At 75.4% G+C, this 13,267-nt stretch carries 17 protein-coding genes and 1 pseudogene; 5 read left to right on the plus strand and 13 right to left on the minus strand.

Annotated elements, in window-relative coordinates; translation table 11 throughout:
* Positions 1-79: 79 nt before the first annotated feature.
* The 3 genes from KPL60_RS12520 (at position 80) to KPL60_RS12530 (ending at position 3,005) form a co-directional block, all read left to right on the plus strand.
* Positions 80-481 (plus strand): MauE/DoxX family redox-associated membrane protein, encoded by a 402-nt coding sequence (locus KPL60_RS12520; protein WP_226355846.1) that lies wholly within the window; start codon positions 80-82, stop codon positions 479-481.
* 132 nt (positions 482-613) lie between these two features.
* A complete protein-coding gene (locus KPL60_RS12525) occupies positions 614-2,077 on the plus strand; it encodes a glycosyltransferase family 39 protein (RefSeq protein WP_226365915.1) in 1,464 nt (487 codons plus the stop codon).
* Between the two features lie 52 nt (positions 2,078-2,129).
* Complete coding sequence (locus tag KPL60_RS12530; protein WP_226355844.1) at positions 2,130-3,005, plus strand: DNA-formamidopyrimidine glycosylase family protein; 876 nt, start codon at positions 2,130-2,132, stop codon at positions 3,003-3,005.
* A 100-nt stretch (positions 3,006-3,105) separates the two neighbouring features.
* Here KPL60_RS12530 and KPL60_RS12535 read toward each other — a convergent pair whose 3' ends face one another.
* From KPL60_RS12535 to rimO, 4 genes are all read right to left on the minus strand, one after another.
* On the minus strand, positions 3,106-3,957 hold the full coding sequence (locus tag KPL60_RS12535) for a PspA/IM30 family protein (protein ID WP_226355843.1): 852 nt from the start codon (positions 3,955-3,957) through the stop codon (positions 3,106-3,108).
* A gap of 189 nt (positions 3,958-4,146) precedes the next feature.
* Positions 4,147-4,518, minus strand: a complete 372-nt coding sequence (locus KPL60_RS12540) for a helix-turn-helix domain-containing protein (protein ID WP_062401203.1) — start codon at positions 4,516-4,518, stop codon at positions 4,147-4,149.
* Positions 4,519-4,653: 135 nt separating this feature from the next.
* The gene (pgsA, locus tag KPL60_RS12545) at positions 4,654-5,271 is read right to left on the minus strand and encodes a CDP-diacylglycerol--glycerol-3-phosphate 3-phosphatidyltransferase (protein WP_226355842.1); all 618 of its coding nucleotides are present in this window, start codon (positions 5,269-5,271) and stop codon (positions 4,654-4,656) included.
* Positions 5,268-6,764, minus strand: coding sequence for a 30S ribosomal protein S12 methylthiotransferase RimO (gene rimO, locus KPL60_RS12550; RefSeq protein ID WP_226365916.1), 1,497 nt, complete (start codon positions 6,762-6,764; stop codon positions 5,268-5,270). Before rimO ends, pgsA begins: the two co-directional genes overlap by 4 nt.
* Positions 6,765-6,816: 52 nt before the next feature.
* Between rimO and KPL60_RS12555 the strand changes: the two genes are divergently transcribed.
* Positions 6,817-7,338 (plus strand): amino-acid N-acetyltransferase, encoded by a 522-nt coding sequence (locus KPL60_RS12555; RefSeq protein WP_100880044.1) that lies wholly within the window; start codon positions 6,817-6,819, stop codon positions 7,336-7,338.
* Positions 7,339-7,340: 2 nt separating this feature from the next.
* Here KPL60_RS12555 and KPL60_RS12560 read toward each other — a convergent pair whose 3' ends face one another.
* Positions 7,341-7,778, minus strand: a complete 438-nt coding sequence (locus KPL60_RS12560) for a hypothetical protein (RefSeq protein WP_226355840.1) — start codon at positions 7,776-7,778, stop codon at positions 7,341-7,343.
* A gap of 120 nt (positions 7,779-7,898) precedes the next feature.
* Here KPL60_RS12560 and KPL60_RS12565 point away from each other — a divergent pair, with 120 nt between their 5' ends.
* Positions 7,899-8,285, plus strand: a complete 387-nt coding sequence (locus KPL60_RS12565; protein WP_226365917.1) for a PadR family transcriptional regulator — start codon at positions 7,899-7,901, stop codon at positions 8,283-8,285.
* Here KPL60_RS12565 and KPL60_RS12570 read toward each other — a convergent pair.
* The 8 genes and pseudogenes from KPL60_RS12570 to gvpJ form a co-directional block, all read right to left on the minus strand.
* On the minus strand, positions 8,200-8,499 hold the full coding sequence (locus tag KPL60_RS12570; RefSeq protein WP_062401193.1) for a gas vesicle protein K: 300 nt from the start codon (positions 8,497-8,499) through the stop codon (positions 8,200-8,202). The two genes, KPL60_RS12565 and KPL60_RS12570, sit on opposite strands and share 86 nt — an antisense overlap.
* Positions 8,489-8,698 carry a gas vesicle protein gene (locus KPL60_RS12575; RefSeq protein ID WP_062401191.1) on the minus strand — a complete coding sequence of 70 codons (210 nt, stop codon included), beginning with the start codon at positions 8,696-8,698 and terminating at the stop codon, positions 8,489-8,491. Before KPL60_RS12575 ends, KPL60_RS12570 begins: the two co-directional genes overlap by 11 nt.
* The gene (locus tag KPL60_RS12580) at positions 8,695-9,438 is read right to left on the minus strand and encodes a GvpL/GvpF family gas vesicle protein (protein ID WP_226365918.1); all 744 of its coding nucleotides are present in this window, start codon (positions 9,436-9,438) and stop codon (positions 8,695-8,697) included. The genes KPL60_RS12575 and KPL60_RS12580 overlap by 4 nt, the downstream gene beginning before the upstream one ends.
* 369 nt (positions 9,439-9,807) lie before the next feature.
* Positions 9,808-10,137: pseudogene (locus KPL60_RS12585) on the minus strand (gas vesicle protein); the annotation flags it as partial.
* A 9-nt stretch (positions 10,138-10,146) separates the two neighbouring features.
* Entirely contained in the window at positions 10,147-11,049 is a 903-nt protein-coding gene (gene gvpO, locus KPL60_RS12590) for a gas vesicle protein GvpO (RefSeq protein ID WP_226365919.1), read from the minus strand.
* Between the two features lie 811 nt (positions 11,050-11,860).
* Positions 11,861-12,103 (minus strand): gas vesicle protein GvpG, encoded by a 243-nt coding sequence (locus KPL60_RS12595; protein WP_073578106.1) that lies wholly within the window; start codon positions 12,101-12,103, stop codon positions 11,861-11,863.
* Positions 12,103-12,855 (minus strand): GvpL/GvpF family gas vesicle protein, encoded by a 753-nt coding sequence (locus tag KPL60_RS12600; RefSeq protein WP_226365920.1) that lies wholly within the window; start codon positions 12,853-12,855, stop codon positions 12,103-12,105. The genes KPL60_RS12595 and KPL60_RS12600 overlap by 1 nt, the downstream gene beginning before the upstream one ends.
* On the minus strand, positions 12,852-13,241 hold the full coding sequence (gene gvpJ, locus KPL60_RS12605; protein WP_226355835.1) for a gas vesicle protein GvpJ: 390 nt from the start codon (positions 13,239-13,241) through the stop codon (positions 12,852-12,854). The genes KPL60_RS12600 and gvpJ overlap by 4 nt, the downstream gene beginning before the upstream one ends.
* Positions 13,242-13,267: the final 26 nt, after the last annotated feature.

The raw sequence follows: 13,267 nt of genomic DNA on the forward strand, positions 1-13,267 counted from the left end.
GCGCACCTGGCGCCGACCGTGACGCCCGCCGCACCGGGGGGCCCGGCCGCCGCCCGTACCGGGTGGCACCATCGCCGTCATGATCCGTCGCTCCCCCGGCACCCCGTCCCGCGACCGGCGTCTCGCTCTCGGGCTCGCGGGGCTGCTCGGCACCGCCGCCGTCCTGCACGTGGTGCGGCCCGAGCCGTTCGACTCGATCGTGCCGCGCAGCCTGCCCGGGGAGCCCCGGTTCTGGACCTACGCCTCCGGGGCGGCCGAGGGCGCCGTCGCCGCGGCGGTCGCGCACCCGCGGACCCGGCGCGCGGGCGGCTGGGCCGCGGCAGCGCTGTTCGCGGCGGTGTTCCCGGCGAACGTGTCGATGGCGCTGCACTGGAACCGCAAGGACCCGCTGTACCGGGCGATCGGCTGGGGACGGCTGCCGCTGCAGGTCCCGCTGGTGCTGTGGGCACTGCGGATCGCCCGCAGCGCCCCGCGCGACTGACCGGAGGGTGGACCGTCGGTAGACCGAAGTCGATCGTCCACCGCCCGATGCCCGCTGCGCCGGACGGACCAGCCGGGGTCTGATGGCGCCGGGCCCGGGACCGCCGGTGCCCGTCGTCGCTCGGGGGGACACATGACGTCGTCGACCACGGTCCGGGACTCCGACGCCGCACCCGCGACCGTTCCGCCGCTCGCGCGGCTGCCCGTCGGGATCGTCGCCGGAGTGGTGGCCGTCGTGCACCTCGTCATGGGGGCGCTGGGGCGCGGGTACTGGTTCGACGAGGCGCTGATGCTGGCGATCGGACGGCACCACCTCGACTGGGGGTCGGCCGACCAGCCCCCGGTCGCACCGGCGCTGGCCGGGCTCGCCGACGTCCTCGCGCCCGGGGTGAACGGGGTGCTGCGGATCGTGCCGTCGCTGGCGACGGCGGGCGCGGTCGTCGTCGCCGCGCTGATCGCCCGTGAGCTGGGTGGCGACCGCCGCGCCCAGGTCCTCACCGCGCTCGCCCAGGCCACCGGGCTGTGGGTGACGCTGTTCGGGCACTTCCTGACGCCGTACTCGCTGGAGCCGCTGCAGTGGGCGCTGCTGCTGTGGCTGCTGGTGCGCTGGACCCGGGTCCGCGACGACCGGCTGCTCCTCGCCGTCGGCCCGCTGCTCGGCCTGGCCGCGCTGACGAAGTTCCAGGTCATCCTGCTGGGCGCGGTGCTGGTCCTCGCGATCGGCGTGGCCGGGCCGCGGGCGATGCTGCGGCGGCCCGCGTTCTGGTGGGCCGCGCTGGTCGGTGCGCTCATCGCGGCGCCGACGCTCGTGTGGCAGGCCGTGCACGGCTGGCCGCAGCTGCGCATGACCTCGGTCGTCGCGCAGGAGTCGGTCCTGTTCGGCGGGCCGGGCCCCAACGCGGTGGCGATGCTGATGCTGGCCGGGCTGCTCGGCACCGTGCTCGTCGTGGTCGGGGTGGTCGCGGCGTTCACGACACCGCGGCTGCGGCCGTACCGCTTCGTCGCGGTGACCTTCCTCGTGCTGTGGATCGTGTTCGCGGTGACCGTGGGGCGTGCCTACTACCTGTGCGGTCTGCACGGCGCCGTCGCCGCGCTCGGGGCGGTGTGGTTCCAGGAGCGGCGCGGGACCGGGCGACGGCGGTGGTCCTGGGTGGCGTGGCCGGCGGGGGTGCTGTCGGTCGCCCTCGCCGCGGCGATGCTGTCCGCGAGCGCCGGGGCGGCCGACCCCGCCGTGCCGGAGCGGATCGTCGGCGAGGTCGCCCGCGTCCGCGACGGGCTGCCCCCGGACCAGCGGGACCGCGCCGTCGTGATGGGCGGCTCGTACATCTACGCCGCCTACGTCGACACCGCCGACCCCGCGCTCGGCCTGCCGCCCGGGTACAGCGGCAACCGCAGCTACGGCTACTTCGACCCGCCCCCGGACGACCACGACGTCGTGATCTTCCTCGGCAGGGACCCCGGCCTGCTCACCCCCACCGGGGTGGAACTGCGACCGGTCACCGACCTCGGCGACGGCAACCGCATCTGGCTGGGCGAGGGCATGACGCACCCGTGGTCGCAGGTGTGGCCGCAGCTGCGGACGCTCGTCGTCGACTGAGCCGTCGGCCGGGCCCGGGCCGGTCCGGGCCCGCCCGGGTAGCGTCGCGGTCGTGCCCGAGGGAGACACCGTGTACCTGGCCGGCAAGCGGCTGCACACCGCGCTGTCCGGGCACGAGCTGCTGCGCGGCGAGCTGCGCCACCCGCGCCTGGCCGAGCACGACCTGGCCGGGCTGACCGTGACCGGCGTCGTCTCCGTCGGCAAGCACCTGTTCACCCGCTTCGACGACGGCCGCAGCCTGCACAGCCACTTCCGGATGGACGGCTCCTGGCACCTGTACCGGCCCGGCATGCGGTGGCGCCGGGTCGCGCACGAGGCGCGCGCGGTGCTGGAGACCGCCGACCGGGTCGCCGTCGGGTTCGCCCTGCACGACCTGGAGCTGCTCCCCACCGACGACGAGCACACCCTCGTCGGGCATCTCGGGCCCGACCTGCTCGACCCGGACTGGGGCCCCGGCCACGACGCCGAGGCGCTGCGCCGGATGACCGCCCGGGCCGACCACCCGCTCGGGCTGGTGCTGCTCGAGCAGCGGGTCATGGCCGGTCTCGGCAACCTCTACCGCAACGACATCTGCTTCCTGCTCGGGCTCACGCCCTGGGTGCCGGTCCGCGACGTGCCCGACCTGCCCGGGGTCATCGACCTGTCGCGGCGGCTGCTGTCGTCGAACAAGGACCGCCCGGAGCAGACGACGACCGGCTCGCTGGCCGCGGGCGAGGCGCACTGGGTGTTCGAGCGGCCCGGACGCCCGTGCCGCCGCTGCGGGACCCGCATCCGGACCGCCGACCAGGGCGACGACCACCGGGCCCGGGTCACCTACTGGTGCCCGCGCTGCCAGACGGGGCCGTCCCCGCGCCCGGTGCGCCGGGCCACCGGTCCGCGCCGCGGTGCCCCCGGGCGACCGCCACCCGGCGCCGCCCGCACCCGCTGACCCCTGCTGCGACGGGCGCCACCGGCGGACGGGCCCGGACACACGTCCGCCGCGGTCCCGGGGCGGGACCGCGGCGGACGGTGCGGAACGGGCGAGCGGCTCAGGCGGTGCCGGGCTGCTGCTGGTTCTGGGTGTTCTGCTGCTGCTGGGCCGGTGCCGGCGAGGACGGCAGCTGCTGCTGCGGCTCCCCCTGGCCCACCTGCGGGGCCTGCTGGCCCCCGGCGATCGGCGCCCCCGACATCGACGCCCGGATCTGCTCCAGCCGCGACATGCCGGCCATGTCGGTGGTCGACTGCTGGACCTCCAGCATCCGGCCCTGCACCGAGTTCTGGGCCAGCTCCGCGGACCCGAGCGCGGTGGCGTACCGCTTCTCGATCTTGTCGCGGACCTCGTCGAGCGAGGGCGCGTTGCGCGGCGCGGACAGCTCGCTCATCTGCTGCAGCGACTTCGCGGCCTGCTCCTGCATCTTGGCCTGCTCGAGCTGGCTGAGCAGCTTGGTGCGCTCGGCGATCTTCTGCTGCAGCATCATCGAGTTCCGCTCGACGGCCTGCTTGGCCTGTGCGGCGGCACCGATCGACTGGTCGTGCAGCGTCTTGAGGTCCTCGACGCCCTGCTCCGCGGTCACCAGCTGGGTCGCGAAGGTCTGCGCCGACTGCTCGTACTGCTGGGCCTTCTGCTCGTCACCCTGGGAGCGGGCCTGGTCGGCCAGCACGAGTGCCTGCCGCGCCGACGACTGCAGCTTCTCGATCTCACCCAGCTGCCGGTTCAGCTTCATCTCCAGCTGACGCTGGTTGCCGATCACCGCGGCCGCCTGCTGCGACAGCTGCTGGTGCTGGCGCTGGGCGTCCTCGATGGCCTGCTGGATCTGCACCTTCGGGTCGGCGTGCTCGTCGACCTTCGACGAGAACAGGGCCGACAGATAGCTGAAGAACTTGGTGAATCCGTTGGCCATCTCTGCGCGTCCTCCGCCTGCGTTCGCTCGCGACCGTGCCCGCCACCACGGCGGGCGTGCGGACCCCGGACCGACCCCGCGTTCCCCCCGTGGTCGGCACCGGACCTCCGGCCCTGTCCATCCTGGCATCGCTGCCGGTCTGTCCGCACCCTACCGCGCAGGAGCGGTCGGCCGGGGCGGGCCGTGCGATCAGGCGGCCGAGGCCACCGGCCCGCCCGAGGACGCCGGCGCGGCGACCACGGAACCCGGCCGCCCGGCCAGCCGCAGCTCGGCGTGCCGCTGCCCGATCGGGACGAGCACGTCGTCGCGACGGCCCGCGGCCGCGGCGGACGTCGCCGTCGCCATCTCGGCGGCGACGGTCGTCAGCAGGTCCGGCACGGAGACCCCGAGCGCCTCGCAGATCGCCGCGAGCAGCTCGCTGGAGGGCTCCTTGCGCCCGCGCTCGACCTCGGAGAGGTACCCGAGGCTCACCCGCGCGGCCCGCGAGATGTCGCGCAGCGTGCGCCGGCGCGCCGTGCGCACCTCACGCAGCCCACTGCCGATCGCTTCCCGCAGCAGCATGTGCCCTCCTCGACTGCTCCCCGGACACCCGGTGATGTCTCACCGTACCGACTTCCCCGGTTCCCACGCGCCGTGACGCTGTCCGCCCACGGCGAACACCTCAACGCCGCGCGGGCCCCGGATCGTCCCCGCAGGTCAGGCGGGCCGGGGACGGACGGCCTTGCGGACGTAGTCGGCGCCGGTCACCACGGTGAGCACCAGCGCGACGGCCATCACCGCCCACTGGAGGACGAGCACGGCGGTCGCGGCGGCGGTGCCGGGGCCCAGCAGCTCCGGCAGCGGCAGCAGGAACAGCCCGATCGCGACGGTCTGGGCGACGGTCTTGGCCTTGCCGCCGCGGCTGGCCGGGATGACCCCGCGACGGCGGATCACGACGAAGCGCAGCGCGGTGATGCCGAGCTCGCGGACGACGATCACGATCGTCACCCACCAGGGCAGCACCCCGAGTATCGACAGCCCGATCAGGGCGGCGCCCATCAGGGCCTTGTCCGCGATCGGGTCGACCAGCGCACCGAACCAGGTGACGAGCCCGCGGCTGCGGGCCAGCTGGCCGTCGAGCCGGTCGGTGGCCGCCGCGATCACGAACACGGCGAACGCGACCAGCCGCCACACCACGTCCTCGCCGCCGCCGACGAACAGCGCGACGACGAACACCGGGACGAGCAGCAGCCGCAGGACGGTCAGCGCGTTCGCGATGTTCAGCAGCGGCGGGTCACCGACTCCGGCGGTGCCCCCGGCCGGGTGCGAGCTCATCCGGCTGCGGAGGCCGCCGGGACGGCCGCGGCCGGCACACGCGGGTCGAGCAGCTCGCACGCCTCCATCAGCAGGTCGACGCCCTCGGTGTCCACGACGCGGCAGCGGACCAGGTCACCGGGACGCAGCGAGTCCGGCTCCGGGCCGTCCTGCGCCGCGGCGACGACGGTGGACTCGCCGTCGGCGTCGGGGCCCTGGTGGGCGGCGCGGCCGGTGCAGTCGTCCTCGTCGCTCTCCGCGGACTCGACGAGCACGACGACCTCGGTGCCGATGCGTTCCTCGGCGCGCTGTTCCATCAGCTCGTCGACCAGCGCGGAGATCCGCGCGACGCGGGCCTGCACCTCGGCCGGGTCGACGTGGCCGTCGTAGCCCTCGGCCTCGGTGCCGTCCTCGTCGGAGTAACCGAACACGCCGACGGCGTCGAGCCGGGCGCCGGTGAGGAACGCCTCCAGCTCGGCGAGGTCCTCCTCGGTCTCGCCGGGGAACCCGACGATGACGTTGGAGCGGATCCCGGCCTCCGGGGCGAGCGCGCGGATGCGCTCGCAGAGGTCGAGGAAGTCGGTGCGCGACCCGAAGCGGCGCATCCGGCGCAGCACCCGCGCCGACGCGTGCTGGAACGACAGGTCGAAGTAGGGCGCGACGCCCGGCGTGGTCGCGATGACCCGGAGCAGGTCGGGCCGCAGCTCGGCCGGCTGCAGGTAGGCGACCCGGATCCGCTCGACCCCGTCGATCCCGGCGAGCTGCGGGAGCAGGTCGACCAGGGCGCGGGTGCCGCCGGGGAGGTCCTTGCCGTAGCTGGTGGAGTTCTCGCTGACCAGGACGAGCTCGCGGACGTCCTGCCGGGCGAGCCAGGCGGCCTCGCCGAGCACGTCGGCCGGCGGGCGGGACACGAAGCTGCCGCGGAAGCTCGGGATGGCGCAGAACGCGCAGCGGCGGTCGCAGCCCGACGCGAGCTTCAGCGACGCGACCGGTCCGCCGGACAGGCGGGTGCGCGCGATGTCGGGCACCCAGTCGTGGCCGGGGACCGAGACGTCCGCCGTCGCGGCCGGGCGCTCGACCGGGGAGATCGGCAGGAGCTTGCGGCGGTCGGTGGGGACGTGCGGGGCCGGGGCGTGCCCGCCCAGGACGTCGCCGAGGCGCTCGGCGAGCTCGGGGTAGGCGTCGAAGCCGAGCACCGCGTCGGCCTCGGGCAGGTCGGCGGCCAGCTCGGCGCCGTAGCGCTCGGCGAGACAGCCCACGGCGACGACCTTCGCCCCCGCCGGGCGGGCCACGTCCGAGGCGGCCAGCACGGTGTCGATCGAGTCCTTCTTCGCCTGCTCGACGAATCCGCAGGTGTTGACGACGATGACGTCGGGGCTGCCGTCCTCGGCGTCGACCAGCTCCCAGCCGGACCCGGCCAGGCGGCCCGCGAGCTCCTCGGAGTCGACCTCGTTACGCGCGCAGCCCAGCGTCAGCAGGGCGGCGCGCCGGGGTGCGTTCTCGGGGGAAGCCACGGGTACCAGGGTAGACGCCGGGTCCGACGGCCCCGGTCTAGGCTCTCCTGCCGTGCCCGAGCCCGTCCCCGCCCCGGTTCCCGACGTGATCGTCCGCCGTGCCCGCACCCGCGACGTCCGCCGGATCCGCGAGCTCGTCGACGAGTACGCGGGCACCGTGCTGCTGGCCAAGGAGACCGTGACCCTCTACGAGGCGGTCCCGGAGTTCCTCGTCGCCGAGGTCGACGGCACGGTCGTCGGCTGCGGCGCCCTGCACGTGCTCTGGGAGGACCTGGGCGAGATCCGCACGGTCGCGGTGTCGCCGTCGGTGCTGGGCCGCGGGGTCGGGCACCGGATCGTCGCCGCCCTGATCGACGGCGCGCGCGAGCTCGGGCTGGAGCGGCTGTTCGTGCTCACGTTCGAGAAGCAGTTCTTCGCCCGGCACGGCTTCGCCGAGATCGACGGGACGCCGGTGTCGGCCGAGGTGTTCGCGGCGATGCTGCGCAGCTACGACGCCGGCGTCGCCGAGTTCCTCGACCTCGCCCACGTGAAGCCGAACACCCTGGGCAACGTGCGGATGCTGCTCACCCTCTGACCTCAGCCGGTGGCGGCCTTCACCGCCGCGACCACGGCCCACACCAGCGCGGCGACGATCGCGACGACCAGTGCCACCAGCAGCAGCACCGGCGCCAGCGCCACGACGACGCCGATCAGCACCTTGGCCGCGGTCCCGAGCGCGGCGAACCCGCCCTTGATCGCGCCCCACACCGGGTTGTCGCCGCGGGCGAGGGCCTTGCCCGCGCCGAGCGCGGCGCCGAGACCGGGCCCGCCGTCGGCCGCCATCCGCTCCAGCGAGTCGGCGAGGCGGTCGACCTGGTCGCAGGCGAGCGCGGCGAGCCGGTCGACGAGTGCGGCCAGGAGCCGCTCCCCGGCGTCGCGCAGCTGCGTCATCGGGTCGGGCGGCGCCGGCGGGGTCGCCGGGCCCGGCTCCCGGGCCTGCGGGACCGCGGGGGCCTCCTGCGTCGCGGTGCTCATCGGGTCCTCGCGGGTACGGCCATGACGATCGGTCCTCTCGGTTCCGGGTGTGTGTCGGTTTCCGCCCGCCCGGGCGGGGGAACGCTGCGGTTCATCCCGACGAGCGGAGGGGGCGCGCCGATGCGGCCACCGGACCGGGCGACGCTGGATCTGCTGCTCCTCGGCGCGGTCCACGACGCCCCCGGCGACGGGGCCGCGGTCCGCGACGCCGTGCTCGACCGCTCCGGCGGCGCGCTGGCCCTGTCGGCGGGCCTGGTGTACCGGGCGCTGCACCGGCTCGAACGGAACCGGCTGGTGCGACGCCCGGCCGGCAGCCGCGGGTACCGGCTGACCGCGGGCGGGGAGCGGGTGCTGCGGTCGCGGACCCGCGAGTTCGAGGCGCACGTGCGGGCGGTGCGCGCGGTCCTGCCCGGCGGGGGTGTCACGAGCGGTGCCGGGGCAGCAGCGGACCGAGCGGGCCGAGCTCGAGGTTCAGGTCCGCCGCGGTCAGACCGAACTCCGCGGTGAGCTCGTCCATCGCCTCCTCGAGGTGCATGAGGGCGGTGCCGAGGTCCTCGACCTCGTCGTCGGTGAGGTCGCCCTGCTCGACGCGGCGCAGCGCCTGGCGCTCCATGAGCTGACGCAGCAGCTCGACGATCGTCAGCACCAGCTTCATGAGGTCGCGGCGGACGGCGTCGCGGTCGATGTCGATCCGGCCGCCGGGGCGCGGGTCAGGCGTCATCGGGCGGCTCCTCCCCCGCCTGCCGCCCGGCCGGGGCGATCGACACGATCAGCGCACGCAGCGAGATGCGGATCAGGTCAACCCCGGCCAGCGAGACCGTGACGTCCCCGGCCAGCACGACCCCGCCGGCGAGCAGCCGGTCCAGCAGGTCGACCAGGGCGACCTCGCGGTGGGCGAGGCCGGTCTCCCCCGTGCTCACCGCTCCTCCTCGACGAACGAGTACGGCACCCACGGCCCGGTGACCTCGACGGTGAGCCCGGCGCCGTCCGCGGCCCCCGTCACGGCGGCGCGCCAGGTGTCGCGGTCGGCGTCGTCGACCAGGTAGGCGCCGTTGAGGACCATCGGCTCGGTGCGTCCGGTCAGCGCGGGGGCGTGCAGCCGGTGCCGCCGCGTCGTCACCGCGGCCCGCGCCGCCGCCTCGTGCAGCCGCTGCGCCGCGGCGTGGGCGGCGTCGTCGTCGCCCGCGACGCGGTCGAGCTCCCGGCGACGGCGGCGCAGGTACTCGGCCCCCGACGACGCCCGACCGGCGTCGCGGCGCTCCGGCTGCGTCGTGGCGTAGGCCTTCACGCCCCACTCGGTGCGGCCCCGGAGCCGGTCCAGGACCTCGGCGAACGCGGTGTGCCGTTCGGTCAGCACGGCACGGACCCGCTCGTCGTCGCGGTAGACCGTCGCGAGGGCGAGCGGCGCGACGACCGTGCGCGCACCGAGCGCGTCGACGACGGCGTGGTGCTCCCGCGCGGTGGTCGCCAGCCAGGTCAGGTCCTCCAGCCGGGCGGTCAGGGCGTCCTCGCCGAAGTCGGACTCGGGGACGGTGCCGGTGGCGGCCCAGAGCGCGTCGCCGCCGGTCACCGCGTGCACCGGGCGGCCGCCGATGCCGGTGAGCCCGGCCAGGTCGGGCGGGGCCGCGTCGCCCACGGCGTAGACGTAGGTCAGGTCCACGGCTCAGTCCCTCCCGCGTGCCGGACGACGGGTGGTGGTTCCGCGTCGCCGCCGGGGTGCGGCGGGGCGGGTGCGACGCGGTGGGGCGTCGGGTGCGTCCTCGCCGGGCTCGTCGTCATCGGTCTCGTCGGCCGGTCCGTCGGCGGCGTCGTCGTCGGTGGTTTCGTCCGTCTCGTCGGCCTCGTCGTCGGTCGCGTCGTCGGTCTCGGCGTCGGTCTCGGTCTCGGTCTCGGCGGCGGTCTCGGTCTCGGTCTCGGCGTCGTCGACGGCCCGGTCGATCGACCTCTCGACGGCGGCGTCGTCGGCCCGGGCCGATGCCCCGTCAGGACCGTCGTGGGCGTCGTCGGACGACGCGGACCGCTCGTCGGCGGGGAGCAGGCGTTCGAGGCGTTCCACCCGGTCACGCAGCCGTGCGTTCTCCTCCTCCAGCTCGTCGCGGCCGCCCGACAGCGTCGGGTCGCGCTCCCACCAGTCGATGCCCATCTCCTTGGCGCGGTCCACCGAGGCCACGACCAGCCGGATCTTGATGGTCAGCAGCTCGATGTCGAGCAGGTTCACCTGGATGTCGCCGGCGATGACGATGCCCTTGTCCAGGACGCGCTCGAGGATGTCGGCCAGGTCGGTGCCCGACTGCTGGGGTGCTCGCTCGGTGCGGCGCTGCGGCGCACCGGGGCTGCTCCAGCGGACGGCGTCGCTCATGGTCCTCCCTCAGTCGTCGTCGCCGCGGCCGCGCGGGTAGCGCCGGACCCGCTGGTACGACATCAGCTCGGCCTCGTCGTCGAGCTCGGCCTCGTAGACGGCGAGCACGTCGGAGGAGTCGGGGATGCGCTCGGTCTCGACGACCTCCACACCGACCAGCCAGCTGTCGTCCTGCTTGCGGACGAACGTGACCCCCTCCGGTGCGCGGCCGGTCATCTCCGCGATCTGTTCGACGGCGGCGCGGGCGGCCGCGCGGGCGCCGATGCGGCGCCGGGGTGGGTCGGGTCGCTCCTCCGGCTCCTCGTCCTCCGGCTCCTCGTCCTCCGGCGCTGCGTCCTCCGGCGCTGCGTCCTCCGGTGCGGTGTCCTCCGGTGCGGTGTCCTCCGGTGCGGTGTCCTCCGGTGCGGTGTCCTCCGGTGCGGTGTCCACGGGTCCGGGGCGGTCCTCCTCGTCCTGCTCGTCGTCCTCGTGCCGGTCACGACCGGGGGCGGTACGGCCCTGCTCGTCGGGCGGGTCGGCGGCGGTCTCCGCCTCGGGGTCTTCGTCCTCCGGTTCCTCGTCGTCCGTGACCTCGTCGTCCGCGACCTCGTCCTCCGCGACCTCGTCCTCCGCGACCTCGTCCTCCGCGACCTCGTCCTCCGGTCCCTCGTCCTCGGGGGTGTCGTCCTCGTAGTCGTCGTCCGGGGAGTCGTCCGCGTAGTCGTCGTCCTCGTCGAAGCCGTCGTCCTCGTCGTCGGCATCGAGCTCGTCCTCGATCCCCTCGGGCTCGGGTTCCTCCTCCTCGAACTCGGGCTCCTCGTCGTCGGGGTCGGACTCGGGCTCCTCGTAGTCGAACTCGGACTCCTCGTCGTCGGAGTCGGACTCGTCGTCGGCCTCGGTGTCGTCCAGGACCTCCTCGTCCTGGTCTCCCACCGGCCCCCGGTCCGGCTCGTCGCGGCCGGCACGTCCCCGCCGCGGGCCTCCGCCCGCCGGGCGACGCCGCCGCGGCGGGGGCTGTTCCTCCGTGGTGTCACGGCGACGTCGCGGCGCCGCGGAGGCCCGGTCGTCGTCGCGGGGCCGGGTCCGGCGCGTGGGCCGCTCCCGGGTCGCGCCGTCGTCCCCGGACCGGCGACGACGGACGGGCTCGTCCCCGGCGGAGCGACGCCGCACCGGCCGCTCGCCGGTGTCGCGACGCCGCTCGGACCGGTCGTCCCGTGCACCGCGTCCGCGCCGCTCCGACGACGCGTCGGCGGCCCGGTCGTCCGCGGTGCCGGAGCGGCGGCGCGACGACCCACCGTCGGGCGGACGTCGCCGAGGGGGCGGCTCGTCCTCCCGCGGGCGACGGCGCGGCGCCCCGTCCCTCTCGCGGCGACGCGACGCGTCGCCCCCGGCCGGACGTCGCCGACGGGGCGGTCCCTCCCCGTCCGCCGACCGACGGCGCGGCGCGGCGTCGTCGTCCCCGGAGCGACGGCGCGGCGGCGCGTCGTCCTCCCCGGACCGACGGCGCCGCGGAGCGTCCCCGGACCGGCGCCGCGGCGCGGCGTCGTCGTCCGCCGACCGGCGGCGGGGCGGGTCCTCCCCGTCCCGCGACCGGCGGCGGGGCGGATCCTCCCCGTCCCGCGACCGACGCGGCGGAGCCTCCCCCGCGCGTCGCCGCACCGGGGCCTCCGATCCCTCCCGCCGACGGGCCGGCTCCCCCGACCTGCGACGACGTGGTCGCTCGTCGGACGACCGGTCCTCCGGCTCAGCCACGGCCGTCCCCCGGTCGCCCCGTCAGCCGGGCCAGCAGGACCTCCTGACGCGCGTCGCGGTCGGCCTCGGAGATCTCCCCCTGCTCGTAGGCCCGTTCCACCTCGTCGATCTGCCGGCGCACCGCGACCGGGTCGTAGAGCCGGGCGTGGGCCTGGTCCTGGAGCTGCTCCCCCACCCAGACGACGCCGCGCAGCGGTGCGAGCGGCAGCCCGAGCAGGCCGCGCAACAGCCCCATCAGCCCTCGGCCTCCGGTGGTTCGGGCAGGAAGTCGTACGGCGCGACCGGGCCGATCAGGCGCAGCCGCACCCGCTCGTCCCACTCGTCGCCGAGCGCGTCGACGGCCTGCTCGAAGTCGCCGACCCGGTCGCGGTGCACCAGCAGCGCCAGCTCGACGGCGCCGTCCTCGGCGGCGGGCTCCTTCACCGACGTCGCGACGGCGAACGGCCCCAGCCGCTCCACGGCGAAGTCCGCGTCGTCGGACCGGATGCGCTCGACGTGGCCCGCGATCGCCTCGCCGAGCCGGATGCGCTCGTAGTACGTGGCGTCCGGGTCCTTGCCGCGCACGGCCTCACCGAGCTGCTGGATCTCCCGGTCGGCCTCGACGATGCCCGCCACCAGGCGGTCCTGGTCGTAGCGGCCGGCCAGCACGAACTGCCGGCAGCCGTCGAGCTGCTCCAGCGCCCAGGTGAAGTACTCCTGGTGCGCGGCGAGGAGCTCGTCGACGACGGCGCGGTCGTCGTCGACGACGCCGCCGAACCGCATCGGCAGCACGGTCGTGCTCCCGGCCAGGGTGTTCACGGTGCGCTCGTGGGCCAGGAGGTCCTCCCGGCTGCCCAGCGGGGCGTCGCGCGGGACGTCGCTGACGACCGCGGCGAGCCGCCCGTGGTCGATCACCGCCACCTCCTCGCCGCCGCCGACGGGGGTCAGTCCCTCGGGCAGGTCGATGTCGGCGGCGACGACGGCGTAGACGTAGGTCGCACTGCTCACCCGCTCTTCTCCTTCCGCGAGCGACGCTCACCCCGGAGGTCGTCGAACTTCTCCTTGCCCGCCTCGATCACTCCTTTGGTGGCTCCTTTCGAGACCCCCTTCGAGCCGCCCTCCGAGATGCCGCTGACGACCTCGCCGAGGTCCTTGCCGCCCTTCTGGTGCAGGTCGAGGCGGTTGGTGGCCTCCGCGAACCGCAGGTAGGTGTCCACGCTGGCGACGACGATGCGGGCGTCGATCGTGACCAGCTCGATCCCGACCAGCGAGACCTTCACGAAGATGTCGATGACGAGGCCCTTGTCCAGGATCAGGTCGATGACCTGGGCGAGGTCGCCCTGCGGGGCGCGGTCGACCCGGCCGCCGCCCCCCTGTCGCTGGCTGACGGTCACGGTGTCCGTCCCTCCGTTCGCGGGTG

Origin of the sequence: Pseudonocardia sp. ICBG162, from assembly GCF_020496225.1 — a bacterium.
GTDB lineage: Bacteria > Actinomycetota > Actinomycetes > Mycobacteriales > Pseudonocardiaceae > Pseudonocardia > Pseudonocardia alni.

Excerpts from the sequence above, each read along its gene's own strand:
- KPL60_RS12520 (WP_226355846.1), top strand. The coding sequence starts at position 80 with ATGATCCGTCGCTCCCCCGGCACCCCGTCCCGCGACCGGCGTCTCGCT.
- KPL60_RS12560 (WP_226355840.1), bottom strand. The coding sequence starts at position 7,778 with ATGAGCACCGCGACGCAGGAGGCCCCCGCGGTCCCGCAGGCCCGGGAG.
- KPL60_RS12540 (WP_062401203.1), bottom strand. The coding sequence starts at position 4,518 with ATGCTGCTGCGGGAAGCGATCGGCAGTGGGCTGCGTGAGGTGCGCACG.
- KPL60_RS12565 (WP_226365917.1), top strand. The coding sequence starts at position 7,899 with ATGCGGCCACCGGACCGGGCGACGCTGGATCTGCTGCTCCTCGGCGCG.
- KPL60_RS12535 (WP_226355843.1), bottom strand. The coding sequence starts at position 3,957 with ATGGCCAACGGATTCACCAAGTTCTTCAGCTATCTGTCGGCCCTGTTC.
- KPL60_RS12570 (WP_062401193.1), bottom strand. The coding sequence starts at position 8,499 with ATGACGCCTGACCCGCGCCCCGGCGGCCGGATCGACATCGACCGCGAC.
- KPL60_RS12595 (WP_073578106.1), bottom strand. The coding sequence starts at position 12,103 with ATGGGGCTGTTGCGCGGCCTGCTCGGGCTGCCGCTCGCACCGCTGCGC.
- pgsA (WP_226355842.1), bottom strand. The coding sequence starts at position 5,271 with ATGAGCTCGCACCCGGCCGGGGGCACCGCCGGAGTCGGTGACCCGCCG.
- KPL60_RS12525 (WP_226365915.1), top strand. The coding sequence starts at position 614 with ATGACGTCGTCGACCACGGTCCGGGACTCCGACGCCGCACCCGCGACC.